Origin of the sequence: Streptomyces sp. WZ-12, from assembly GCF_028898845.1 — a bacterium.
In the GTDB taxonomy this organism is placed as follows: Bacteria; Actinomycetota; Actinomycetes; order Streptomycetales; family Streptomycetaceae; genus Streptomyces.
The window spans coordinates 1,111,073-1,136,014 of sequence record NZ_CP118574.1 but is presented as its reverse complement, the minus strand read 5'-3'; the positions used below and the strand labels follow the sequence as shown (position 1 = coordinate 1,136,014).

Genomic DNA, 24,942 nt, shown 5'->3' with positions numbered 1-24,942 from the left:
GAGGCGGCCCGACGGCGATGACCGCGCGACATGAGGAGTGGGTGGCCCGGTGAGCACCACGTCCCTGAGTTCGGCCGTGATGACGCACCCGGTGCGCGAGGCCCAAGCGGCGGCGCTGGCCGCCCGGTTGGGCCTCGACGGGCTGGCGCGCGACCCGGACCCGGACGGGCCGCCGTCGGCGCTGCGCACCGCGTTGGTGGCCTGGGCGGCCCGGGCGGCGGGCGCCGATCACCACCTGGTCGTCCAGGACGACGTGGCCGGGCCGCCGGAACTGCTGGCGCTGGTGGCCGGATCGGTGGCGCGGTTCCCGGACGAGGCGCTGGTCTTCTACACGAACTGGCACGCCCGGAACGGCGCCGCGGCCCGCCTGGCGGCGCTGGCCGGCGCCGGCTGGGTGCGCGCGGTGCCGGAGGAGTTCGCGCCGACGCTGGCGATCTGCCTGCCGGTGGGCACGGCGGACGCGTTCCGGTCGTTCGCCGCGGAGACCGGCGAGCGCCACGACGACGAGGTGATGGCCGCGTTCCTGCGCACCACCGGGCGGTCCGCGCTGCTGGCGGTGCCGAGCGTGGTCGAACACATCGGGACGAGCAGCATCAACGGCCATGCGGCGCAGGGGATTCGGCTCGCGGTGTGCCCGGTCGGGGTCGCGGACGCCCGCCCGCTGCTGGAGCGCGGCTGGGTGCTGGAGGAGGTGGACTGGCTGCCGTACATGCGGTACGGCGAGGGCTATCTGCGGCCGGTGGGGCACGAGCGCGACGCCGATCCGCGCCGGCACCCGCGGTGGACCGAGGCGCTGCCGGACACCGGCCTGACCGAGGGCCGGGTGCGGGACGTGGCGCGACGGCACCGGCCCGGGGGCGCCGCGGCGGAGGTGGGCCGGCTGTTCGGCACCGCCTTCGCGGACGAACTGTGGATCCACTGCCTGCTGTTGGGCCGCCAGGCCGAGGACGCCGCCCGCCGGCACCAGGCGCCGCCACCGGGTTCCGGGCCGGCCGGCGCGGCCGCGGCCCGGGTCCGGACCGCCGCGCTGTCCACGGTCGGCCCGGCCGGACTCCCGCCCGAGCGCCGGCCCGAGGTGACCCCGGAACACACCGCGCTGCTGACCGCGTACGCCGACAGCGCGGTGCGGCGGGGCGGCCTGCTGCTCGGCCCGGTCCCGCGGACCCGGGCCGGGACGCGCTAGGACCCGGGTCGGGACGCCCTAAGTCCCGGCCGCCGCCGGTGGGTTGGACCGGACGTCGTGGGTGATCCAGACGCAGGGTTCCCAGTACGCGCCGCGGTCGCTGGCGCGGTCGATGTCGAGCGGGGCGAGGCCGCCGGGGAAGACGTAGCGGCCGTCGTCGGGGAAGGACATCCCGGTCCACGCCTCCCACTCGGCGAGGGTGCCGGTGATGCGGGACGACTCGGCCACCGCCGCGGCGACGGTGCCGCCCTGGCGCACCTGGGCGCGGATCCACGGGTCGAACGGGGCGCCGTCGGCACGGGCCCAGGTGGCGTAGCGGTCGATGGGGACGAGCGGGTAGCGGTCCTTCCAGGTGGGGCGGACCGGGACGATCACATGGGAGAGGCCGGCCGCGCGGGCCATGTCGGCCATGTGCGCCAGGAGCCGGGCGGAGTGCCCGCAGCCCTGGTGGGCGGGGGCGATCTCGATGCCCAGGGCGCACAGGGCGTCGGGCGCGGCCCCGGCGTCGTGGTCGCGGAAGGCCGCCTCGATGGAGGCGTCGAGGCCGGTGCCCAGACCCTCGGGGGTGCCGTCCCAGGTGCGGGGCAGGGTGCGGCCGGTGCCCAGGACGGTGTCCGTGGCGGTGTCGTGGAGCAGGAACTGATGGTCGGGGAAGTCGCTGAACAGCCGCTCCCAGAAACCGGCGTTGATGTCGCCGTGCAGGTTGTATTCGGGGACCACTCCGGCGAATTCCCCGGTGATCCGGTCCCACAATTCCGGGCGCTCGGAATGGTGCACGAAACGCAGGGTCATACGGCGCGCTCCCGGTCGGTTCCGGCAGGCTTCTCGACGTCCCAGACGACCACCAACGGCATTCCGTCCCAGGCGGCCCGGGCGGCGTCCGCGATGGCCTCCTCGTAACCTCCCGGTGCCAACCGGCCGTTGAAGACCGGTTCGCGGCATTCCCGCACGGTCAGCCCGGCGGCCCGGAAGCCGTCGAGATAACTGCTGGGCAGATGGACGTGATTGCGGACGAAGGCCAACCGTTCGCTGCCGTCGACGAACACGCATTGCCCCTGGAGGGCGATCACGAACGGATGCAGGTCGGAGACGATGATCCGGCCACCAGGGCGCACCACCCGGGCCAGTTCGGCAATCCCGCGGGAGACGTCCGGAAGGTGGGTCAGGGCCAGCGAGCAGAGCGCCAGATCGACGCTTTCGTCGTCGAGCGGAAGGCTTTCCAGACGACCGCGCCGGAATTCCGCCCCGGGCACCTTGTCGGCGGCCCGGGCCAGCATTTCCGGCGACTGGTCGACGCCGATGGTGTGGTACCCGCGGGCGGCCAGCGCGGCGCTCTGCCGCCCGGTGCCGCAGGCCGCGTCCAGCGCGGTGCCCACCGGGCCGCGGTCCAACAGCCCGTGCACGAGCGGCTCTTCGACCTCGATGTACGCGCTGGGCAGCGAGTCGTAGCGGGCCGCCCAGGAGGCGTAGCCGGCCGCCGCGTCCAACTCGCCGACCGCCGTCCCGCCGTCCGGCAGCGACATCCCCTCGCCGGACACGAGGGCCGTGATCTCCGCCAGGCGGGCCTTGAGGAAATCCTCGTCGGCGTCCAACGCATGGCGCAGCAGCGCCAACCCCTCGATGCCCAGCATGAGTTCGCGCACCCGGAATTCCCTGTCCATCTTTCCCTCTCCTTCCGCGACCACGCGGCCAGCGGCTGCGTGGCAATGTGGTTACCCGGCTACTTCGCTGCTCTGCTCCTCGACCACTCGCCCCCTTGGCCGGAAGATCGGTTGTCGGGTTCTCGTTCCCCTGCCTAGCCTGGCGCGGTGATCGAGGGATATCTGGATCGTGAGAGCGTGACAGTTGGTCGGCGTCTGACCTTTCATGTGTCGACGGACGCCGCGGAATTCCGGGTCCGTTTCTACCGTTTGGGACGGGAACTGTCGTTCATGGCGGAGACCGGTCCCTATCCGGGGAAACGGGCCGCCGCGCCGCCGCACCCGGACGGCGTCCCGGACCATGCCTGTCCGGCCGTGGACTGGAGTTGGCCGCCCCACCACCACACCCTGCCCGGCGATTGGCCGCCGGGAATCTACCTCGCCCATTTCGTCGAGGGCGACGGCCGACACGTCCCGCTGCTGGGCGACTCCGAAATCGAGGGTTTCGAGCGGGAGTTCTTCGTCGCCCGGCCGGCCCGGCCCGGCGCGACCGGCGCCCACATCCTCTACAAGAAATCGACCTACACCCGGCACGCCTACAACCGCGCCGACCGGGCCGACGTCCAACGGGCCGGCAGCCTCTACGACAACCCCGTCTACCAGCAGGCCGGCCCCCAGGGCCCGCGCGGCCACCGCCTCAGCCTGCACCGCCCCGGCGGCGTCATCGACCTCGCCTACTGGGACGCCCCGTTCATCGCCTGGCTGGAACGCAGCGGCTACCACGTCGACTACTGCACCGACCTCGACCTCCACGAGGACCCCGAACTCCTCGCCCCCTACCGGCTGTTGCTCAGCGTCGGGCACGACGAATACTGGAGCGCGGCGATGCGCGAGAACGTCGCGGGGTTCGTCGCCGGCGGCGGCAACGTGGCCTTCCTCAGCGCCAACACCTGCTGGTGGCGCGTCCACCCAGTGGACGACAACGCCGCGTTCGTCTCCGACACCGACCACCACGTCGGCACGGAGTACCCGCACCTCCCGGCGACCGACCAGTGGTGGCCCGCGCCGCCCGACGGCGTCGGGGAGCCCGAGAACGCCCTCACCGGCGTCAGCTTCCGCAACGGCGGGATGTGGCCGGGCGATTGGCCCGGCGACCGGCCGCGCGACGGCTACCAGGTCCAGCACGCCGAGCACTGGGTGTACGAGGGCACCGGGCTGCGCGACGGCGCCGACGGCGGGCCGGCCGACGCCCTGGGCGCCGGCACACCGCTGATCGGCTACGAGTGCGATGGCGCGGCCTTCGCCCGGGACGCGGCCGGCGTGGCGCACGCCACCGGCGTGGACGGCACGCCGGAGTCCTTCCTCATCCTGGGGATCTACCTCCTCGATCCGGTGCACGACGACTTCCACCACCTGAAATGGGGGCACTGGAACTGCCCGGCGCGCGAGGCGGCGATCACCAGCCCGCGCGCGGCGACCATGGGGCTCTACACCGCCGGCGGCACGGTCTTCACGGCCGGGACCACCGACTGGCCGGTGGTCTGCGGCCGGGAACTGGACGCCGGCGTCGTCCGAGTCACCCGCAACGTCCTGGACCGGCTCTCCGCCGCCGGCCCCGCCACCCCCGCTCCCGTCACAGCAGCGCGCTGAGCGCGGCCAGCGAGGGGATGCGCGCGGCCCCGTCCGGCAACGGCGGGGCCGCGCCCACCACGACCCGGTCCGGCCGCCACAGGTGCACCGCGCGCATCCCGTGGGCCAGCGGCCCCGCCACGTCCGGTTCCCACATGTCCCCGACGAACAGGGCCTGTTCGGGCCGGAGCCCGCAGCGCTCCAACACCGTCCGGTAGATCAGCGGGTGCGGTTTGCGGGCGCCGGCCCGGGCCGAGGTGACCGCGACATCGACCAGTCCGGCCAGTCCGACGTCCGCCAGGGCGCCGTCCAGGTCCCAGTACCAGTTGGAACAGACCGCCACCGTCAGGCCCCGGGCGCGCAGCCCGGCCAGCGCCGCCGGGACGTCGCCGAACGGCGCCAGGCGCAGGTCCTTCATCGCCCGGTCCAGCTCGACGGCGAGCGGGCCGGCCACGGACGCGGGGACGCCGCAGGACAGCGCCCGGCTCCGCAGTCGCTCCAACTCCCAGGAATGGTAGGTCTGTTGGCTGACGGAGTGGGCGGCGTGCTCCTCGCCCTCCCGGGGGCCGACGGCCCACTGGTCGCCCCACTTGTCGGCGGCCTCGGCCAGGCCCCGCCTCAGGAACAGCGACCGGTGACTGGGCGGCAGCGGTTCGATCAGCCGCACCAGCGTCCCGTAGAAGTCGAGGATCACGCCCCGGACGGCCCTCCGGCCGGGGGGAGTGGGGGCCGACACCGGGCCTCAGTACCGTCCGTAGCGGTGCGGGAAGTAGTCCTCCAGTTCCCCGTCCCGTTCGATGTCGAAGGTGGCGCAGTGCAGTCCGCCGCCGAACGGGCCCACCGCGCGGAACGGCACCGGCACGATCTCGAAGCCGTAGCCGGCCAGTTGGTCGGCGAGCGCGACCTCCTTCTCCTCGACGCACAGGGTGTTCTGGTCGAGGTTGAGCATGTTGCCCGCCAGCCACGGGCTGCAGAACGACAGCTTCGGCGGGTGGTCCCAACTGGCCGGCTGCACCGCCTCGATGATCTCCCAGTCGTTGCGCCGGAAGAACTCCATCAGTTCGGGGTCCGCGAGCCGCTCGCCGCAGTGCAGCACCAGTCCGGGACGGAGCGGCACCCAGGTGGCGTCGATGTGCAGCGGGTGGGTGTTGGTGGAGGTCACCGCGTGCACCCGGTGGTCGGGGAAGTGGCGCCGGAGCCACTGGTAGCCGCTGCGGTTGGTGACGAACGACAGTTGGACGAAGAGGTCCTTGCCGAAGCGCGCGATGTCGGCCGCGTCGAACAGCGGCTCCTCCTCGGTCAGCACCAGGTCGTAGTCGCGCACCCGGGCCAACTGCACCTCGGTGGGCAGGGTGTTGTAGGTGTCCCAGAACCCGGCGTGGTAGGAGGCGTCGGTCAGCCGGGGCTTGGGGGCGGCCTCCCAGCGCATCCGCGGGTCGGCGCGGAAGAGCTCCTGGAGGAGCGGCCGGTAGCAGAGGTACTCGAACCAGCGGCTGCGGTAGGACATGGTGGCTTCGAGGATCTCGTTGCCGACGGTCAGCAGCAGGTCCCGGGGCGGCATGCAGCCGGACATGGACTCCTGGGTCCAGTCCGGGGTGCTCACGCGCTGGTTGAAGTCGACGGGCGCGGGCCGGTCCACGCGGATGCCGCGGCGCCGCAACAGCTCGGCGAAGCCGTCGAGTTGCTCGTTGGCCTCGGCGGTCATGTCGGCCGGCATCGGACCGTAGGTGCCGAGCGGGAAGCCGTCCTCGGGGAAGTCCCGCCGGATCGCGGGTTCGGGAGCCTGCACCACCGCGTTGTCGGCGCGTCCGACGACGACGTGCCGCAGCGGATCCCAGCCGTTCCAGGAATTGACCTTCACCGGGCGGGTGGCCTGATCTGCGGTCGTCGTGCCGTACTCAGTCACGTGCAAACCCTTCGATAGGGGACGTGGGAGACACCCGAGCAAAACTGAGGCAGTGGGGGCGGCACCGTCAAGAGCCGATCATTGGCGGAGCGCGCCTTTTGCGTCAAACCGGTGTCGGCTTTCCCGACGCCAACTCAAGATCGGTATATGGTCCGGCCTGCCGGGTGGTCGTTCGCGGATTCCGCCATGACTCACTTCCGGCCGCCGGAATTTCTGGCCGGAAAGGGTTCCCGGGGTGAAAGCCGAGGTGCCCGGGGTAGATACAGCCGGTTCCGACAACCCGACGGAGGAGATCATGGCCGAACGCATCTCCCGGATAACGGCGGGCCTGGGGGCAATAGCCGTGCTCGGCGCGGTGACCGGCTGTGGCGGCGGCACACCGGTCGCGGCCACGAACCGGACGGGCGAGCTCACGGTCTGGCTGACCGTGGACGCCCAGGAGAGCTGGCCCGATCTGGTGTCCGAGGTCAACGCCCGCTTCCGGAAGGCCTATCCGAAGATCAAGGTCACGGTGCAGTACCAGCAGTGGACGACCAAGAACCAGAAGATCGACGCCGCGCTGGCCGGCCGGAAAGTGCCCGATGTAGTCGAAATGGGCAACAGCGAGACCACCAATTACATTGTCAACGGGGCCTTCAGCGCCGTGGATCCAGGAAAATTCGACCATTCCAAGGAATGGCTCCCGGCCCTCCGCGACGCCTGTCAGGACGGCGGCAAAACGTACTGCGTGCCCTATTACGTGGGCGCTCGCGTCGGAATCTACCGCACCGACCTCCTCGCCCAGGTCGGCGTGCACCAACCACCGCGCAGCTATCCCGAACTCCGCACCGACCTCGACAAATTGAAGGCCACGTTCGGCAGCGCCGACAAGAATTTCTCCGCCTTCTACATGCCGGGCCGCTACTGGTACGCGGCGATGGCCTTCGTCAAGGACGCCGGCGGCGACATCGCGGTGCGCAAGGACGGCCGCTGGCACGGCGCGCTCTCCGCCCCCCGCTCCGTCGCCGGGCTGACGCAGTGGAAGGACCTCCTGGACGCCTACTACACGGGCGACCGCTCCAAGGACAACGGCGACGAGCCCGCCGTCGTCGGCCAGGGCAAGGTCGGCATGTTCTACGGCAACACCTGGGAGGCCAAGGCCGCCACCGACAGCACTTCGGGCGGAAACCCCGCGCTGCGCGGGAAGTTCGCCACGTTCGCCTTCCCCGGCCCCTCCGGCAAACCGCTGCCGCCGTTCCTGGGCGGCTCCACCCTGGCCATCCCCGCCAAGTCCGGCAACCAGGACCTGGCCCAGGACTGGATCAGGCTCTTCACCGACCGCACCTCGCAGCGCCGCCTGATCGCCGCCGACACCCTGCCCAACAACACCGCCCAGCTCCACGAGGTGGCCGCCGGCGGCATCAACGGCCCGGCCGCGCGGGCCGCCGAACACGGCTGGGTGACCCCAACCGCCCCCGGTTGGGGCGCCGTTGAGAAGTCCAACGTCCTGCCGGAGGTGCTCCAGGACATCGCCACCGGTAAGCAGTCGGTGGCGGACGCCGCGCGGGCCGCGGACCGCCGCATCGACGCCGTGATCAACGAGCACTGACCGCCGTGCTGATCGTGCAGAACCCGGGCCCACCGGGGCCCGGCCGGGCACCCCGCGGGCGGCGCGCCCTCCGGCGGCGGGCGCTCCCGTACCTGCTGATCGCCCCGACCGTGCTGGCCCTCGCCGCGGTCCTCGGCTACCCGCTCGTCGACCTGGTGCTGCTGTCCTTCCGGGACATGACCCGCCGCGAGTTGTTCTCCGGGGCCGCACCCCCCTGGGCCGGGCTCGCCAACTACCGCTCGATCCTCTCCGACGGCTTCTTCTGGACCGTCGTCGGCCGCACCGCCCTGTTCACCGTCGCCTGCGTGATGGCCACCATGGCGCTGTCGCTGCTGGTGGCCCTCCTGATGCGGCGGGTGGCGCCCTGGGTGCGGACGACGATGACCGGTGTCCTGGTGGCCGTCTGGGCCATGCCCGTCATGGTGGCCGCGTCCATCTTCCGCTGGCTGTCCGACGCCGACTACGGCGTCGTCAACTGGCTGCTCAGCCTGGTGCCGGGGCTGGACTTCAGCAAGCACAACTGGTTCGACGACCCCTGGCAGGGCTTCGCGGTGATCACCGGCGTGGTGGTGTGGGGCGCCGTCCCGTTCGCCGCCCTCACCCTGCACGCCGCGCTCAGCCAGGTCCCCGCCGAACTGGAGGAGGCGGCACTGGTCGACGGCGCCCGCCCCGGCCAGCTCTTCCGGTACGTCACCTGGCCGGTGATCAAACCGACCGCAGTCCTGGTCACCACGCTCAGCGCCATCTGGGACTTCGGGGTCTTCAACCAGATCTGGCTGATGCGCGGCGGCCAACCCGAGAAGGACTACTACCTGTTGGGCGTCTACTCGTTCATCGAGTCCTTCGCCGTCAACCGCTACAGCGTCGGCGCCGCCATCGCCGTCCTCACCGTCCTGATGCTGCTGGTCGGCGCCGTCGTCTACGTCCGCCAACTCCTCCACCTGGGAGCGGCCGAATGACCACCGCCCCCGGCACCGGGACCCCGCGCCGCCACCGCGCGGCCGCCAACGCCCTCGGGCTCGTCGTCAGCGCACTGCTGGCCTTCCCGCTCTACTGGATGCTGCTCACCGCCTTCCGCCCGGCCACCGAGATCCACGCCGACCCCCCGCACTTCTGGCCCGACCACCTCACCCTCGAACACTTCCGCCGGGCCCTGGCCACCCCCACGTTCTGGTCCAACGTCCGCGCCAGCGTGCTGATCGGCGCCGGCACCGTGCTGATTTCCCTGCTCATCGGCACGCTCGCGGCGTTCGCGCTGGCCCGCTTCGCCTTCGCCGGCCGCAAGGCCCTGGTCCTGGTCATCCTCGGCGTCCAGATGATCCCGCTCGCCGGCCTGATCATCCCCGTCTACCTGCTGCTCAGCGACGCCGGCCTCACCGACAGCCTGGCCGGCGTGATCCTCACCTACCTCGTCTTCACGCTGCCGTTCACGGTCTGGCTGCTGCGCGGCTTCATCGCCGCCGTCCCGGTCGAGTTGGAGGAGGCCGCGATGACCGACGGCTGCACCCGCCTGGGCGCCTTCCGCCGGGTCGTGCTGCCGCTGCTCGCGCCTGGCCTGGTGGCGACCTCCATCTACGCGCTGGTCCAGGCGTGGAACGAGTACGTCCTGGCCTACGTCCTGCTGTCCAGCAACGACAAACAGACCCTCAGCATCTGGCTGATGTCCTTCCAGACCAGCTTCGGCACCGACTACGGGGGCCTGATGGCCGGCGCCACCCTCACCGCGCTCCCGGTGGCGGTCTTCTTCGCCCTGGTCCAACGGCGCATCGCCGCCGGCCTGACCACCGGCGCGGTCAAGGGATGAGTCGCCGAAGACCGGCGGTCGGCCGCCGTTGAGGCGCGCCCGGCCGCCGCCCGATCCCCCCTCCACGGGCCCGCCGCCCACAGCCATGTCGCACGCGCTCGACCCGCGGACCGACGTCCCGCCGGGATACGGAACCTCCGACCAAGCAGGAGAACACGTGACGTTCGACCGTCTCGACCTGGTGTCCAAGCTGTACCAGCCGTCCGGCTGGCCCCGGATCCTCGAAGCCGCCACCGGCACCCGCTCCAGCGGCCCCCTGGTCGTCGACCTGGACCCGACCACGTTCTGCGATCTGGCCTGCCCGGAGTGCATCAGCGGAAAGCTGCTCAACCAGGGCCGCTTCACCCCGGAACGGCTCGCCGAACTCGCCGCCGAACTGGTGGAGATGGAGGTCCGGGCGGTGGTCCTGATAGGCGGCGGGGAACCGCTCGCCCACCGGGGCACCCGCCAGGTCCTCCGCATCCTCGGCGAGGCCGGCATCGCGATCGGCGTGGTCACCAACGGCACCCTGATCAAGCAGAACCTGACCGAACTCGCCGCCTACGCCTCCTGGGTGCGGGTCTCCGTGGACGCCGGCACCAGCGCCACGTACCGCCGCTTCCGCCCCGACCGCAAGGGCCGCAGCGTCTTCGACAAGGTCATCGGCAACATGCGGCTGCTTGCCGAGGCCAAGCGCGGCGCGCTGGGCTACTCGTTCCTCGTCATGACCCGCCAGGAGCCGGACGGCACCGTCGTCAGCAACCACCACGAGGTCCTGCGGGCCGCCGAACTCGCCCACGACATCGGCTGCGACTACTTCGAGACCAAGGCGATGTTCGACGACGGACACCACATCATCCAGGTGCCGGACGACCTCCTCGCCTCCGTGGAGGAGCAGCTCGGGAAGGCCGCCGCGCTCGCCGGCGACGGCTTCGAGATCGTCAACTCCTCGACGCTGACGTCCCTGCGCAACCGCGTCGGGCCCGTCCAGGAGAAGGACTACCACCGCTGCCGGGTCGCCGAGTTGCGCACCCTGGTGACCCCGTCGGGCGTGTACGTCTGCTCGTACCACCGGGGCAACGCCGGGGCCCGGATCGGTGACGCGGTGACCGAGCGCCTCCCGGAGATCTGGCGCACCTCCGACCGCGGCATCGTGGACCCGAGCCGGGACTGCCGCTTCCACTGCGCCCGCCACCGCTCCAACCTCGCACTCGACGGCATCGGGGCCGGAGCGGCGGCGGGCACCGTGTCCGAGCCGGAGCCCGGCACGGACTACGACCCGTTCATCTAGGCGCGGGGGCGGGCCTCTTGGGGACCGGTGCCGCGGCGAGCGCAGGAGCCAGGCCCGCCGCGGCCCGGGCCCCGATGACCCGGGCCGCGGGGTGCACCGGGCCGAGCGCCCGCCGCAGCCGCGCCACCACCTCGGCCCGCTCGACGGCCGGACAGACGCCGACCAGCGCCCCGCCCCCGCCGGCCCCGCTCAACTTCAGCGGCAGGCCGGCGGAGCGCAGCGCCAGCGACCGCAGCTCCTCCAACAGCGGCGTGGACATCCGTTGCAGGTCCCGCATCGCGCTGTGCGCCTCGCTCATCGCCGCGCCCAGGGCGGCCAGGTCCCGGCCCCGCACCGCCTCCCACACGGCGCCGGACGCGGCGTCGGTCCGCTTCCGGTACGCGGCCAGGCGGGCGTCCCCGGTGGCGAGTTGAGCGCGGACGGACCGGATGTGGTCGCGGGTGTCCTTCCGGGTGCCCGAGTCGAGCACCACGACGGACCACTCCGCGGGGAAGTCGACCCGGTGCCGGATCTCCGGCAGGCCGGTGGTCCGCCCGTCGAGCAGCAGCAACCCGCCCGCGATGACCGCGAGATGGTCCATGCCCCCGCCGTTGAAGCGCGCGAACTCGAACTCGTACGCCCACTGGGCCAGCGTCCGCGCGGGGACCGGCCAGCCACCGGGGTCACCGTCGGCCGGCAGCGCGGCCTGGGTGAACGCCCGGAACAGCGCCACGATCAGCGCCGTCGACGACGACAGGCCGCTGGCCGCCGGCGCCCGGCTGTCCGTGGAGACCGCCGGCGGTCGCGGCCCCAGCCCGGGCAGCCGGCGGCGCAGGAACGCCCACACCTCGCCCGCCCAGTCCCCGGCACCGCCGCCGCCCGGCCCGGCGGCGCCGGGCGGGTGGACCGTCACCGACGTCGGCAGGTCCAGCGCCAGACTGACCGACCGGCCGCCCAACCAGTCCAGGTCCTCCCCGGACAGACAGGCCCGGCACGGCACTACCGCCTGCCCCGCGGCCGGCACCGCCGTAGTGCCCTGTGCCCCCGACACCCTCGTCGCTCCGCTCATCGGGCCTGGAACCTTCCGGTCGAGCTGCACTCCCGGAACATCTCCGGGACCACAGCGGTGGGCGGATGCAGCGGATCACCGAGCGCCCGGAACCGCACCTCCCAGAGGTGCGAGCCGACATGACTCACCCGCACGTCACCCTTCGCTCAGCCAACCAGGCACCGCGTGCGGGGTCCTCGTCAGCCAGCGCACATACCGCTCCACGCCCGCCCGCACGTCGATCCCCGGTGTCCAACGCAGCAGTTCGCGGCACTGCTCGGTGTCCGCGTAGCCGCCCAGCGGGTCGCCCTCCGGCAGTGGCGTGGTGAGGAAGTGCACCCGCGGGAAGTGCCGGGCGATCAACTGCCCGACCTCGCGGACCGAAGTCGGCACGCCCGTACCGACGTTGACGGTCGCCCCCGCCATCCCCTCCTCCACCAGGGCCAGCGCGGTGGCCGCCGCCACGTCCTCGACGTGGACCAGGTCCCGCACCTGCACCCCGCCGCCGTTGAGCCGCATCGGACGCCCCAGCCGGGCCTGCATCGACAGCCAGGCGACCATCCACGAGTGGCTGCCCGGCTTGGGCACCTGCGGATCGCCGTAGACGGAGAAGTACCGCAACACCGCGTACTCCGGGGAGCCCGCGCCGCTCAGCAGCAACCGGGTCTGGTGCTCCGCCCACAGCTTGGAGTTGGCGTACACCGAAACCGGCAGCAGCCGCTGGTCCTCCCGGAACACCTGCGGCCCCCGTACACCGGGTTCGCCGTTCCCGTACACCGCCGCCGACGAGATCAGCACCAGCCGCCGCACGTCGGAGGCCGCGACCTCCTCCAACACCACCTGGGTGCCCTCGACGTTCGCCCGGAAGGCGATGTCGGGCCGGCGGGTGCAGGCGGCGACATCGGCATAGGCGGCGGCGTGCACCACGTAGTCGGCGCCGGCCAGCACCCGGCGCACCGCGGCCCGGTCGCAGATGTCCCCGACCACCAGATCCGCCCCGAGGCCGTCGACCCCGAACAGCGTGGCGTGCGCATCGTCCGGATAGGCGTCCAGCCGGTCCAGTATCGTCACCTCGGCCTCCGCCCGGCGCAACAGCCGCACCAGCCGGCTGCCGACGAGCCCGGCGCCGCCGGTCACCACCACCCGGGAATCCCGGAGTTTCTCCAGCCGCGCCGATACCGATTCCGTCAACACCCCGGGCACCGGACTCCCCGCACCGGCACCCGCATTACCGCTCGCATTGCCGTTCCCCCCGACGTTCCTGTTTCCGTTCAGCGTTCCGGGCATCGATCCCTCTCTTCGCATAACGGAGCACGAGCCGACCGCACATGGGCCGGCGGTCAGCATGTCCGGCGCCAATCGGCAGGGCCAGAGCGCCATTTCGGCAGTCTTGCGGGGCGTGTGCGGGCCGCCGTACTGTCCGGATTCACGTGGCCGGATCGACCGGCTGCGACGCAAAAGACCGACGGGCCGGAAAAGCGGAGAACCGGAGGAATTGATGACGCGTTATCGGTTGAGCGGGGCCGTGATGACCCATCCCAAACGCCGCACGGCCGCGGAACGGCTCGCCAGTTCCGCCCCACCGGGCGCCCTGCGCGTCGTCATGGACCCCGACCCGGCCGGTAAACCGTCCGTATTGCGGACCGCGCTGTGCGCATGGGAGGCGATCGAGGAGAGCGCCACCCACCAACTCGTCGTCCAGGACGACATGATCCTCTCGGATGGCTTCTTCGCCCGCGCCCGGCAGGCGATTTCCGCGATGCCCGACGCCGCCCTCGCGCTCTTCGCGCTCTGGGACTCCCGGAACGGCGCCGCGGTGCGATTCGGCGCCATGGCCGGGGCCCGGTGGGTCGGCGCGGTCAATGAGTACTTTCCCTGTGTGGCCATCATTCTCCCCAGGGAAGTCGCCGCCGGATTCGCCGCTTTCGGCCGCCGCCATCTCGACGGCTGGCCCGACGACATCCTCATGAACCGCTACTTACGGGCACAGAAAATCCCGGCGTACGTTTCGGTGCCCAGCCTCGCCGAACACGAGGACCACGGCAGCATCTCCGGCAATGCCTTCCGCGGGCCGCGCCGTTCGGTGTGCTTTCTGCCGCACGACGCCCCCGGCCGCGAGGCGGCCCGGCTCACCGGGCTGCGGGTCCTCCCGTTCTTCAAGCAGGGCGTGGCGCAGTGCGCGGTACGCGTCGACGACCCGTCGAACGGGGCCGCGCTCCAAGGGACTTGGGGGGCCGGTTCCGGCCACTGGCTCCACCTCGACTGCGCGCAGTACCTGGAGGGCTCCGGCATCCGCGTGGAAAGACGGCAACCGGCCATCGTGCGGATGGCCGAAGCCACCACCCCCGAGGCGGCCGAGGGCGCCTGGCTCACCGCCTTCACGATGGGCTTCGTCCACCGCAGGGACGGCCTCCGCTGCGATCCGGCCCCCGGGGACGACGCCGCCCCGGACCCCGCGCCGGACCCCGCCGTGCTCGCCGAGGCGCTCGCCACCGTCGGCCCCGGAGGCATCAGTCACGCCCAGGGCGAGGACCGGATCGCCGCACAGCGGGACGAGTTGGCCCGGATCACCGCGGCCGGGCTGGAGGCGGGCCACGAGGCGGCCGGGCGCCTCCGCCGGCCCCGCCGGGCCGCCGCGCCCGCGGCCGACCCCCGCCCGACCGACCCCCCTCGCACCGACCACCCCCACGTCGCCGTCCTGGGCGCCGGCACCCCGCTCGGCGAACACCTGGTCCGCGGCCTGCGGGACGCCGGACACCCCGTCACCCTCCTCACCCACCTCCCGCCCGACCGCCCCGCCACCGCCCTCCTGGACCTCACCGCCCTCGACCAACCCTCCACCCTCACCCTGCACATCCCGGGCAGCGCAACGGACTTCACCCTCCGCCTCGGCGACCTCTACGGTCCCGGCTGCCCGCCCGACTCGCGCATCGGCCGCCTGGTCTGGGACGCCCTGCGCAGCCACCCGCTGACCCTCGACGACCCCACCGGGACGCTGCGCCCCCTGCACACCCGCGACCTGGTCACCGCCCTGTCCACGCTGCTCCGCACCCCGCCCACGGACCCGGTGACCGGAGTGGCGGACGCCCCCCTGACCGCCACCGAACTGGCCGAGGCGGTCCGCGCCGCCGTCCGCCCGGTCCCCCTTACCCCACCGGAACCGACCACCCCCCGCACCACGCCCGACCCCCTCAACTGGCCCGCGCCCCCGCCCGGTTGGAAACCCACCACCGACCTCCGCTACGGGCTGCACACCCACGCCCAATGGCTCGCCTACGAGGGCATCCACTTCGCCCTGGAGGTATGAGCGGCCGGGGCCGGCCCGTCGGCCGGCCCCGGCCGCTCAGTCGAACGTCACCTCGCCGGTCGCGTGGCCCGTCTCCCGGTGGGTGGCGATGCGCAGGCCGGCCCGCCCGCCCGAGGCGGTACCGGCGGCCAGCAGGCGCTCGCCCGCGAACACCGGGCGCCGCAGTCGGTACGCCAGTGCGCGCACCCGGCGTTCGGGGGCGTTGCGGCGGACGAGTTCGAGCATCAGCAGGGCCAGCAGCGGGCCGTGCACGACCAGGCCCGGATACCCCTCCGCGGCGCGGCAGTAGGGCGCGTCGTAGTGGATGCGATGGGTGTTGGCGGTGAGCGCGCTGAAGCGGAACAGCAGCGTCGGGTCGGGTTGGAGGGGCAGTTGCCAGGGGTCCTCGGCCGTGGGGGCGCCCCGCGCGTCGAGCGTGGTGGGGAGTCCCGGGTCGGCGGTGCGGCCCGAGCGGTAGACGTAGTCCTGCTCCTCGACCAGGCAGCGGCGCCCGTCCTGGCGGTACTCCCGGCGCTCGGTGACGAACAGCATCTCGCCGGTGCGGCCCCGCTTGGGCGTCACCGCGCCCAGACTGCCGACGCAGGTGGCGGGCCGGCCCAGGCGCAGCGGCTCGACGAACTCGCAGCGCCCGCCGGCGAACATCCGCTGCCGGTCCGGGACGGGCGGCAGGAAGCGCTCGTCGTGCGGGTGCCCGTCGGCGCTGAGCGCACGCTGGGCGGGCCAGTGCAGGAAGTAGAACCACTGCCACAGCGGCGGCAGCGGACCGCCGGTGGCGGCGGCCGGTTCGGGCAGGTCGAGGAGTGCCGACACCGCCTCGACCGGCCCGGGCGGCAGCGGGTCCTCGGTGGTGACGGGCTCCGGCCGCCAGGCATCCAGGGCGGGGCCGAACGGGGACTGGGCAGTGGGCATCGTTGCGTCCTTCCACAGGGCACGGCACGCTGGTGATCAACCGGACGGGGCGGACCACCGACCCGACCACCACCCACCCTCCACCATCCGCCCCGTGCCCGGCGACGCCCCGCCCCCGCCCCAACACCCGTTGCCCACCGCCCGTTGACGAGGAGCACCCCATGAGCACGCTCGACGCACTCCCCGAGGACGAGCGGTCCGTCGTCCGCACGGTGCGCGACTTCGTCACCAAGGACGTCAAGCCCGTCGTCCGGGAACTGGAGCACACCAACACCTACCCAGAGGCCCTGATCGAGCGGATGAAGCGGCTCGGCGTCTTCGGCCTGGCCGTCCCCGAGGAGTACGGCGGCACCCCGGTCTCCACCCCCTGCTACGTCCTGGTCACCGAGGAACTCGCCCGCGGATGGATGAGTTTGGCCGGCGCGATGGGCGGCCACACCGTCGTCGCCAAGCTGCTGCTGCACTACGGCACCGAGCGGCAACGGCGCCGCTATCTGCCGCGGATGGCCACCGGCGAGATCCGCGCGACCATGGCCCTGACCGAACCGGGCGGCGGCTCCGACCTCCAGGCCCTCCGCACCGTCGCCCGCAAGGACGGCGACGCCTACCTGGTCAACGGGGTGAAGACCTGGATCACCAACTCCCGGCACTCCCAACTCATCGCCCTTCTCTGCAAGACCGACCCGCGCGCCCAGCCCGCGCACCGCGGCATCTCCGTCCTCCTCGGCGAACCCGGCCCCGGTCTCACCGTCTCCCGCGACCTGCCCAAGCTGGGCTACAAGGGGGTGGAGAGCTGCGAGCTGGCCTTCGAGGACTACCGGGCGCCGGCCGACGCCGTGTTGGGCGGCGTCGAGGGGGAGGGGTTCGGGCAGATGATGAAGGGACTGGAGACCGGCCGGCTCCAGGTCGCCGCCCGCGCGCTCGGCGTCGGTCGGGCGGCGCTGGAGGACGCCCTCGCCTACGCCCAGCGGCGGGAGTCGTTCGGCAAACCGATCTGGCAGCACCAGTCCATCGGCAACTACCTCGCCGACATGGCCACTTCGCTGACCGCCGCCCGCCAGCTCACCCTGTACGCGGCCCGCGAGGCCGACGCCGGCCGGCGGGTGGACATGGAGGCCGGGATGGCCAAGCTGTTCGCCTCCGAAACGGCCCTGGAGATCGCCGTCAACGCGGTGCGCATCCACGGTGGTTACGGCTACTCCACCGAGTTCGACGTGGAGCGCTACTTCCGCGACGCCCCCCTGATGATCGTGGGTGAGGGCACCAACGAAATCCAACGCAACGTCATCGCCCGTCAGTTGGTGCGCCGCGGCGGCCTGGACGCCTGACGTCCCCCGGCCCGGATGCCTGGCACAGACACCCGCGCCCCGGCGGCCCTCCTCGGTGCCGCTTTCCGAGGCCCTCACCGCGCCGGCCGATCCGACCCGCCGGGCGGGCGTGCGGGCGCTGCTTCGACGAGGCTCCCCGGCCTGTTGCGGACCGTCCCCGGCTGCACGTGGGCGCCTGACCGCGCCCCGGCGAACCCTCTAGGATCGCCAGGGCGTCGGAGCGCCGGCGCTGAGGCCGGGGAGAGGAGCCTGGGATGTCGTCGGCGATCGAAGCGCCCGCCGAGGTGTGGGTGTTGGTACGGGAGCACCCGGTGCCCCTGATGAAGGCCACCCGCGTGCTGGCCGCGGCGCTGCAGCGGGCGTACGGCCCGCGCTTCGCCGTCTGGCACTCCAACGAACTCCTCTTCGGCGTGCGGGACGGCCGCTTGGTGCTCCAGACCCTCGGGGGCCTGGACGTCCCGCCGCCCAAGGTCGTCCTGGTGCGACAGACACCAGGCACCATGACGCAGCACCGCGAGTTCACCCTGCTCCGGCACTTGGAACGGATGGGCGCGGTACTGGTCAACTCGGCCGACTCCCACCAGCGGTGCGGCAACAAGATGTGGCAGTTGCAGGAACTGGCCGCGGCCGGACTGCCGGTGCCCGACTCCCTGTCGTACGCCACGGCGCCGTTCGCCGGCGTGGTGCGCAGCCCCGAGGTGGTGGCCCCGTGCGTGGTGAAGTCGGTCAACGGGCGCAACGGAAGAGGGGTGTTCCTGGCCCCGAACACCGACCTGCTGCGGGCGGTGGCGGGCAGCCTGGCCGAGGAGGTGCCGCTGATCCTCCAGGAATACGTCGCCCCCTCCCACGGGCGGGACCTACGGGTGTTCATCGTGGACGGCGAGCCGGTCGCGGCCCAGATCCGCAGCTCGCGCGACGGCTCCCTGGCCTCCAACCTCGCCCGGGGTGCCACCGCGGAACTCTGCCTGGGCCGCTACCCGGAGGCGGAGGCCCTGGCGGTCCGCGCCGCCGCGGCGCTCGGCCTGAGCATCGCCGGGGTCGACCTGCTCTTCACCGCCGACGGTGGCCACACCCTCTGCGAGGTCAACGCCGTCCCCGGCTGGCGCCCCCGCATGACCACGGTGCTGCCCGCCCTCACCGCCTACGTCGACAGGCTGCTGGCCGGCATCAACGCCGAGGCGTAGGACGGCGGTTCAGGTGCCTGGTCCCCGGTGGGATATCGGGCGCCCACCGCCCGCACCGTCACCGACGCCACACGTACCGCCCGAGAGCCCGCTTGAGCGGCGGCGGGGTGAAGGAGAGCAGCACGCTCGCGAGCTTGTAGGGGAACCCGGGCACGCAGCGCCGACTGCCGGCCGCGACCGCCTTCAAACCGGCGGCGGCCACCTGGTCCGCGCCCAACCACAGGAATTTCGGCATCGGCGCGGGCCCGAAGTCGTTCGCGGCGAAGTAGTCGGTCTTGGTCAGGCCCGGCACCAGCGCGGTGACATGGACCCCCGAGCCGCGGTTCTCGATGGCGAGGTTCTGCGAGAAGTGGGTGAGGAACGCCTCGGTCGCGGCGGAGGTGGCGAGCGAGGGCGAGGGCAACTGGCCGCTCATGGACGAGACGTTGAGGATGCCGCCGCGGCCCGCCATGCGCAGGCGCGGCAGGACGGCCCGGGTGAGCCGCACCGGAGCCTGGCTGTTGAGCCGCACCGTGGCCTCCTCGCCGTCCACCGGGAGGTGGGCGAAGACCCCGGCCGCGCCGGAACCGGCGTTGTTGACCAGGAGTTCGATCGGCTTGTCCGGGTCGGTGAGGCGGGCCTCCACCCGTCGGAGCTGCTCGGGGTCGGTCAGGTCCGCGGGCAGCGCCTCCACTTCGACGCCGTGCGCGCGGTGCAGCTCCTCCGCGAGCTCCCGCAGGCGCGCCGCCCGCCGGGCGACGAGCACCAGGGAGACGCCCTGGGCCGCCAGGCGCCGGGCCAGGGCCGCGCCGATGCCGCTGGAGGCGCCGGTGATCAGCGCGGTGCGGTACGGATAGGGTCGGTCAGCCAAGGTGATCTCCCCTCATCTCCCCGTAGAGAAAGCACAGTTGGTCGCCGCGGTCCGCCCAGCGCCCCGTGTCGAGACCCGGTCGCAGCTCGCGCGCACGGATCCGCCGCCCTCCCGGGGCGAACTCCTGAACCGGGCTCCCGAGGCGGAACTCCTGCGACCCCGTGAGTTGCCGTGCGTAACGAAACGTACCCGCCGCGACAGCGGGCCTAAACGGGGCGCATGGACTCACGAGGGAACCGTGGTCGTGCGCCCCACGGAGGAGCCGGGGCTCCTCCACGGTTCCCCGACGGTCCCGTTGGGTGGGTCAACGCGGACGGACCGGCGAGGGGAGGGGACGCACACGCGTGTGCGGGAGGGATGACCGGGCGGGGCGGCCTTGGGGGCGGGGGAGTCGGTTCGCGGTCGCGGGGTGTGGTTAGCCCCACCTCGGATGTGCCGGCTGCCCGGATGGGGCGGCGGGGCCGTAGCGCGCAGTCTGGGAGGGTCCGGATGTCTGCCGTGGTTGCCGAGCGCGCCAGGAGGGTTTGCCATGACCGAGCGTTCTCATCGAGCCGTGCGCCGTGGAGTTGCGCCCACGACGGGGTGTCGGCTGGGGGTGATGGTCGCGGTGCTGGCCGCCTCCCTGGCCGTGAGCGCCGTGCGGCCCGCGACCGCGGTGCAGGAGCACGGCACCGGTGACACCGTGCGGCAGGGGCTCCAACACCTGGTGCACGACGACCGGTTCCCCGCCGCGCTGGCCGCCACCACGGACCGGGACGGGCGCACCCACCACTACGCCGCCGGCGTCGCCGACCTGCGGACCGGGGCGAGGGTGCCCCTCGACGGGCAGGTGCGGGCGGGCAGCAACACCAAGCCGTTCACCGCCACGGTCGTGCTCCAACTCGTCGGCGAGGGCAAGATCGCACTGGACGCGCCCGTCGAGCGCTATCTGCCGGGACTGGTACGGGGCAAGGGCAACGACGGGCGCCGCATCACCGTGCGCCAGTTGCTCCAACACACCAGCGGACTGCCCAACTACACGGAGTTCCTGGGCGACATCCCCGCCCACCGGCACCGCTATGTCCAACCCCGCACGCTGCTCGACCTGGCGCTGGCGCACCAGCCGCTCTTCGCCCCCGGGACCAACTGGTCGTACAGCAACACCAACTACGTGCTGGCCGGCCTGCTCGTCGAGAAGGTCACCGGCCGCCCGCTGGCCGAGCAGATCACCCGCCGGGTCATCGACCGCATCGGGCTGCGCCACACCTACTTCCCGGGCGTCGGAGACGAGCGGCTCCGCGCGCCCCATCCCGAGGGCTACTTCCCGGTCCGGCCCGGCGGGTCGTTGACGGACGTCACGGAGCTGGACCCCGGCTGGGCGTGGGCCGCGGGTCAACTCGTGTCCACCCCGGGCGACTTGAACCGGTTCTTCCGCGCGCTGTTCGGCGGTGAACTGCTGGCCCCCGCGCAGCTCGCCCAGATGCGCACCACGGTCCCGGCCGCCTCCGGCCTGTGGCCCGGCGCCCGGTACGGACTCGGCGTGATCAGCACGCCGCTGAGCTGCGGCGGCCGGATGTGGGGCCACGGCGGCGACATCCCCGGCTACCGCACCCGCTCGGGCGTCACCGACGACGGCCGTGCCCTCACCGTCGCCGTCACCGCCGACCCCACACCCACCAAGGACGCCCCCGACCACGCCCAGGCACTCCTGGACACCGCCTTGTGCCGGTGAGCGCCGACGCTCCGACGTCCGGTACGGATGGCTGCGGGATGGCGTGCCGCACGCCGCGCGTCAGGGCCTGTCCGGTGCCGCACCGGCACCCTCGTCGTCGGCCGCGTCAGCCGCGTCAGCCGCGTCAGCCGCGTCGGACGTCTCGGTCGCCGGCGGCAGCGGCTGTTCGGCCCAGATGACCTTGCCCTGGGGGGTGTAGCGGGTGCCCCAGCGCTCGGTGAGCTGGGCCACCAGGAACAGGCCGCGGCCGCCCTCGTCGGTGATCGCCGCGTACCGCAGGTGCGGCGAGGTGTTGCTGCCGTCGGCCACCTCGCAGACCAGGCTGCGGTCCCGCAGCAGCCGCGCCGTCACCGGCGGCGAGCCGTAGCGGATCGCGTTGGTGATCAGTTCGCTGACCACCAACTCCATGGCGAAGACGGCCTCGGCGAGGTCCCACTCGGTCAGCTTGTCGGAGATGTGGGAGCGCATCTCCGCGACCGCCGCGGGGTCGAACGGCACCTCCCACGCGGCGACCCGGTCCGGGCCGAGCACCCGGGTGCGGGCGATCAGCAGCGCCACGTCGTCCCGCGGGCGGTTCGGGAGCAGACGGGCCAGCACCGCCCGGCAGTTCTCCTCCGGGGACCGGCCCGGATGGGACAGTGCCCCGCGCAGCAGCTCCATGCCCTCGTCGAAGTCCCGGCTGCGCTCCTCGACCAGCCCGTCGGTGTAGAGCACGATCTGGGTGCCCTCGGGCAGCCGCAGCTCCGCGGTCTCGAAGGGCACGCCGCCCAGTCCCAGGGGCGGGCAGGCCGGCAGGTTGGGGAACTCCACGGTGCCGTCTGGGTGGACGAGCGCCGGCGGCGGGTGCCCGGCCCGGGCCATGTCGCAGCGCCGGGTGACCGGATCGTAGATCGCGTACAGGCAGGTGGCGCCGGTGATCCCGGTGCCGCTGCCGGTGTCCGCCTCCTCCTGGTCGATCTGCTCGACGAGGTCGTTGACGTGGCCCAGCAGCTCGTCGGGGGTGAGGTCGAGGGTGGAGAAGGTGTGCACCGCCGTGCGCAGCCGGCCCATGGTGGCCGCGGCGTGCAACCCGTGGCCGACGACATCGCCGACCACCAGCGCCACCCGGCTCCCGGACAGCGGGATCAGATCGAACCAGTCACCGCTCACCCCCGACTGGGCGGGCAGGTAGCGGTGCGCCACCTCCATCGCGCTCTGTTCGGGCAGGGTGCGCGGCAGCAGACTGCGTTGCAGGGTCACCGCCAGCGCGTGCTCCCGGGTGTACCGCCGGGCGTTGTCGATGCTCAGCGCGGCCCTCGCGACCAGTTCCTCGGCCAGCGACCGGTCCTCGTCGTCGAACGGCTCCGGCCGTTCCGAGCGCCAGAAGCTGGCCACGCCCAGGATGTTGCCGCGGGCCTTGAGCGACGTGGCGATCAGCGAGTGGACGCCGTACGCCACGATGCGGTCGCCCTGCTCCGGGTCCTGCAAATGCCAGTCGCGGGTCGTCGACAGATCGGGCACGACCTCGGAGTGTCCGCCGACCATGCCGCGCGCCTGCGGAGTGCCGCCCACCAACGTGATCGAGGTGCCGGAGGGGCGGAAGGGGTGGTCGGCGCGGATGCCGTGCGTCGCGGTGCGCAGCATCTGGTAGGCGCCGCCGGCGGCCGGCTCGTCGCCGTGCAGGACGGGTGCCGCCAGGTCGACGGTCACGAAGTCGGCGAAGCCCGGCACCGCGACCTCCGCCAGCTCCTCGGCGGTGCGCGCGACGTCCAGGGTGGTGCCGACGCTCACCCCGGCCTCGTACAGCAGCCGCAGCCGTTCGTGGGCGACCTCGGCCCGGCCCGAGAGCAGCCGCAGCTCCGTGGAGTCGCGGATGGTGGCGACCGTCCCCGTGCCGGCGGCGTAGCGGTCGGTGGGCCGCTGGTTCACCGCCAGGAGCCGGCCGCCGGCCTGGTGGATCTCGTCGGTGGCCGCGCGGCCGGAGGACAGCAGCTCGGCCAGCCCCGGGGCGAGGTCCGGCAGCCGGGCCACCTCCTGTCCCTCGGCGTCCTCGGGCAGTGCCAGCAGCCGTCTGGCCTCGTCGTTGGCCAGCAGCAGCCGCCCGTCGCCGCTGACGATGACCACGCCCTCCCGGACGGCGTGCAGTACCGCCTCGTGGTGCTCGTACATGCGGCCCATCTCGACGGACCCCAGCCCGCGGGTCTGACGTCGCAGCCTGGTGGTGATCACCCAGGTGGCGGCGGTGGCGAGCACCAGCGCCGCGGCGCTGATGCCGAAGATCGCCGGGAGGTGGGCGGCGATGGCGCGGCTGACGCTCGCCACCTTCATCCCCGCGGACACCAGGCCCACCACCGAGCCGTGGGCGTCGGTGACCGGGACCACGGCCTGCACCTCGTGTCCGAGCGGGCCGTTCACGCTCTCCACCGCCACCTTGCCGGCCAGCGAGGGCTTGATGTCGCCGACGAAGCGCTTGCCGATCTCCGCGGGCTCGGGGTGGGTGTAGCGGATGCCGTGGGTGTTCATCACGACGATGAAGTCGACCCGCGCGCGGTTCCGGGCGGCCTCGGTGAGGGGTTGCAGCGTCTTCGTCGGGTCGGGGGAACGGAGCGCGGCCGGCAGCCCGGGGGAGTGCGCGAAGGTCTCCGCGACGGCCACCGAGCGGTTGCGCGCCTCCTGCTCGGCGTCGTGCCGGGAGGTCAGCAGCAGCGCCCCCAGTACGCCCAGGACCACCAGGAGACCGACGACGAGTTGGAGCAGGAAGACCTGCCCCGCGACGCTCTGCGGGCGTCGTTCGGTCAGTGACCGTACCGTTGCGCGCCGATATCGGCCGGACCCTGCGGCCATGCTGCTATTTCTAACACTCCCGGGGCAGGGCTGCCCATGGATGCGCGGCGATCCGTTACGGAACGTGATCGAGGGGGCGGCTTGCGCACTCCCCGGCGTTGGTGCGGGATGGCGTCTCGACCGAGGAGCGCGGGTCCGGGCGGTCGGGCCTGATGGGTGGGAGTAGCGGGAGGGACCGGTGGATGGTGTCTGGTGGGCGCAGCCGCGGGCACCGTCTGGGGCTTCCCGTTCGCGGAGTCCGCGGCGCCGTCCAACTCGGCCCGAGCGGCGCGCAGTTGCCCTGTTCGTCACCCCAACCGCTGGGTGGCCGTGCCGGGTTCGCCGACGCGTCCGCCGTCAAGGTTCGGTCAAGTAGTTGCGTCCATGTGCAAGTAGACCGGTATGCTGCTGGGCATTCGAGGAAATCGAAGGCACCTCGTTCGGTGAGGCGTCTGCACGGACACAGGCCACTGACCCCACGACGTCGAGAGACGCCCAGGTTCAGGACAGGTCTCCCCGGGTTAAGGGGTGACCCCAAGTGGCTGCCCCGGCAAGGGGATTACGCCGTGGAGTGCCAAAGCTCTGACGAGTAGGGGTGAGCCGGCCCGTGCGCCGGTCCGCTCCTTGCCGTGCCCGTGATGGCGCCCCGGGCGCCCCGGCCGGGAGGAGGCGAGGGACATGGACGGCCATTGCAGTAGTCCGGGCCACAGTTGGCCCCGCACCCGTATGTCCTCGTTGACCTCCGGCACGCGGTAACACCCCTCCTCTCCACGCCCGCTTCCGCCCGTCCGCGGCCCCACCGGC

At 72.7% G+C, this 24,942-nt stretch carries 19 protein-coding genes and 1 riboswitch; of the genes, 10 read left to right on the top strand and 9 right to left on the bottom strand.

Features of this window, described 5'->3' with window-relative positions:
• Positions 1 to 49: 49 nt before the first annotated feature.
• Positions 50 to 1,183 carry a hypothetical protein gene (locus PV796_RS04620; RefSeq protein ID WP_274911603.1) on the top strand — a complete coding sequence of 378 codons (1,134 nt, stop codon included), beginning with the start codon at positions 50 to 52 and terminating at the stop codon, positions 1,181 to 1,183.
• Between the two features lie 18 nt (positions 1,184 to 1,201).
• Here PV796_RS04620 and PV796_RS04615 read toward each other — a convergent pair whose 3' ends face one another.
• Together PV796_RS04615 and PV796_RS04610 are read right to left on the bottom strand one after the other, a co-directional pair.
• Positions 1,202 to 1,975 carry an N-acetyltransferase gene (locus tag PV796_RS04615; RefSeq protein ID WP_274911602.1) on the bottom strand — a complete coding sequence of 258 codons (774 nt, stop codon included), beginning with the start codon at positions 1,973 to 1,975 and terminating at the stop codon, positions 1,202 to 1,204.
• On the bottom strand, positions 1,972 to 2,844 hold the full coding sequence (locus PV796_RS04610; RefSeq protein WP_274911601.1) for a class I SAM-dependent methyltransferase: 873 nt from the start codon (positions 2,842 to 2,844) through the stop codon (positions 1,972 to 1,974). Before PV796_RS04610 ends, PV796_RS04615 begins: the two co-directional genes overlap by 4 nt.
• Before the next feature lie 147 nt (positions 2,845 to 2,991).
• Here PV796_RS04610 and PV796_RS04605 point away from each other — a divergent pair, with 147 nt between their 5' ends.
• Positions 2,992 to 4,473 carry a N,N-dimethylformamidase beta subunit family domain-containing protein gene (locus PV796_RS04605; RefSeq protein WP_342456882.1) on the top strand — a complete coding sequence of 494 codons (1,482 nt, stop codon included), beginning with the start codon at positions 2,992 to 2,994 and terminating at the stop codon, positions 4,471 to 4,473.
• Here the strand turns inward: PV796_RS04605 and PV796_RS04600 are convergent.
• Positions 4,457 to 5,188 carry an HAD family hydrolase gene (locus PV796_RS04600; RefSeq protein ID WP_274911599.1) on the bottom strand — a complete coding sequence of 244 codons (732 nt, stop codon included), beginning with the start codon at positions 5,186 to 5,188 and terminating at the stop codon, positions 4,457 to 4,459. The genes PV796_RS04605 and PV796_RS04600 overlap by 17 nt on opposite strands.
• Positions 5,189 to 5,194: 6 nt before the next feature.
• A complete protein-coding gene (locus tag PV796_RS04595; RefSeq protein WP_274911598.1) occupies positions 5,195 to 6,358 on the bottom strand; it encodes a serine/threonine protein kinase in 1,164 nt (387 codons plus the stop codon).
• A 295-nt stretch (positions 6,359 to 6,653) separates the two neighbouring features.
• Between PV796_RS04595 and PV796_RS04590 the strand changes: the two genes are divergently transcribed.
• The 4 genes from PV796_RS04590 to PV796_RS04575 all read left to right on the top strand — a co-directional run bounded on the left by PV796_RS04590 (position 6,654) and on the right by PV796_RS04575 (position 11,020).
• Positions 6,654 to 7,946 carry an extracellular solute-binding protein gene (locus tag PV796_RS04590; RefSeq protein WP_274911597.1) on the top strand — a complete coding sequence of 431 codons (1,293 nt, stop codon included), beginning with the start codon at positions 6,654 to 6,656 and terminating at the stop codon, positions 7,944 to 7,946.
• 14 nt (positions 7,947 to 7,960) lie between these two features.
• A complete protein-coding gene (locus tag PV796_RS04585) occupies positions 7,961 to 8,905 on the top strand; it encodes a carbohydrate ABC transporter permease (RefSeq protein WP_446750674.1) in 945 nt (314 codons plus the stop codon).
• Positions 8,902 to 9,750 (top strand): carbohydrate ABC transporter permease, encoded by an 849-nt coding sequence (locus PV796_RS04580; RefSeq protein WP_274911595.1) that lies wholly within the window; start codon positions 8,902 to 8,904, stop codon positions 9,748 to 9,750. The genes PV796_RS04585 and PV796_RS04580 overlap by 4 nt, the downstream gene beginning before the upstream one ends.
• A gap of 157 nt (positions 9,751 to 9,907) precedes the next feature.
• Positions 9,908 to 11,020 (top strand): radical SAM protein, encoded by a 1,113-nt coding sequence (locus PV796_RS04575; RefSeq protein ID WP_274911594.1) that lies wholly within the window; start codon positions 9,908 to 9,910, stop codon positions 11,018 to 11,020.
• Here the strand turns inward: PV796_RS04575 and PV796_RS04570 are convergent.
• Together PV796_RS04570 and PV796_RS04565 are read right to left on the bottom strand one after the other, a co-directional pair.
• Positions 11,013 to 12,068 (bottom strand): mevalonate kinase family protein, encoded by a 1,056-nt coding sequence (locus PV796_RS04570; RefSeq protein ID WP_274911593.1) that lies wholly within the window; start codon positions 12,066 to 12,068, stop codon positions 11,013 to 11,015. The two genes, PV796_RS04575 and PV796_RS04570, sit on opposite strands and share 8 nt — an antisense overlap.
• Before the next feature lie 135 nt (positions 12,069 to 12,203).
• A complete protein-coding gene (locus PV796_RS04565) occupies positions 12,204 to 13,241 on the bottom strand; it encodes an NAD-dependent epimerase/dehydratase family protein (protein ID WP_274911591.1) in 1,038 nt (345 codons plus the stop codon).
• A 334-nt stretch (positions 13,242 to 13,575) separates the two neighbouring features.
• Here PV796_RS04565 and PV796_RS04560 point away from each other — a divergent pair, with 334 nt between their 5' ends.
• Positions 13,576 to 15,354 (top strand): hypothetical protein, encoded by a 1,779-nt coding sequence (locus PV796_RS04560; RefSeq protein WP_274911590.1) that lies wholly within the window; start codon positions 13,576 to 13,578, stop codon positions 15,352 to 15,354.
• A gap of 36 nt (positions 15,355 to 15,390) precedes the next feature.
• Here PV796_RS04560 and PV796_RS04555 read toward each other — a convergent pair whose 3' ends face one another.
• On the bottom strand, positions 15,391 to 16,263 hold the full coding sequence (locus PV796_RS04555) for a MaoC/PaaZ C-terminal domain-containing protein (protein ID WP_274911589.1): 873 nt from the start codon (positions 16,261 to 16,263) through the stop codon (positions 15,391 to 15,393).
• Between the two features lie 161 nt (positions 16,264 to 16,424).
• Between PV796_RS04555 and PV796_RS04550 the strand changes: the two genes are divergently transcribed.
• Together PV796_RS04550 and PV796_RS04545 are read left to right on the top strand one after the other, a co-directional pair.
• Positions 16,425 to 17,591 carry an acyl-CoA dehydrogenase family protein gene (locus tag PV796_RS04550; RefSeq protein ID WP_274911587.1) on the top strand — a complete coding sequence of 389 codons (1,167 nt, stop codon included), beginning with the start codon at positions 16,425 to 16,427 and terminating at the stop codon, positions 17,589 to 17,591.
• Positions 17,592 to 17,845: 254 nt separating this feature from the next.
• Positions 17,846 to 18,775 carry an ATP-grasp domain-containing protein gene (locus PV796_RS04545; RefSeq protein WP_274911586.1) on the top strand — a complete coding sequence of 310 codons (930 nt, stop codon included), beginning with the start codon at positions 17,846 to 17,848 and terminating at the stop codon, positions 18,773 to 18,775.
• A gap of 58 nt (positions 18,776 to 18,833) precedes the next feature.
• Here the strand turns inward: PV796_RS04545 and PV796_RS04540 are convergent, their stop codons facing one another.
• Positions 18,834 to 19,625: an SDR family NAD(P)-dependent oxidoreductase gene (locus tag PV796_RS04540; RefSeq protein ID WP_274911585.1), complete on the bottom strand. Its 792-nt coding sequence runs from the start codon at positions 19,623 to 19,625 to the stop codon at positions 18,834 to 18,836.
• A gap of 529 nt (positions 19,626 to 20,154) precedes the next feature.
• On the opposite strand from PV796_RS04540, the gene PV796_RS04535 reads away from it, so the two are divergent.
• The gene (locus PV796_RS04535; RefSeq protein WP_274911584.1) at positions 20,155 to 21,336 is read left to right on the top strand and encodes a serine hydrolase domain-containing protein; all 1,182 of its coding nucleotides are present in this window, start codon (positions 20,155 to 20,157) and stop codon (positions 21,334 to 21,336) included.
• Positions 21,337 to 21,396: 60 nt separating this feature from the next.
• Here the strand turns inward: PV796_RS04535 and PV796_RS04530 are convergent, their stop codons facing one another.
• On the bottom strand, positions 21,397 to 24,159 hold the full coding sequence (locus tag PV796_RS04530) for a SpoIIE family protein phosphatase (RefSeq protein WP_274911583.1): 2,763 nt from the start codon (positions 24,157 to 24,159) through the stop codon (positions 21,397 to 21,399).
• 407 nt (positions 24,160 to 24,566) lie between these two features.
• A riboswitch (M-box (ykoK) riboswitch) is annotated at positions 24,567 to 24,740 on the top strand.
• The last annotated feature ends 202 nt before the right edge of the window (positions 24,741 to 24,942 follow it).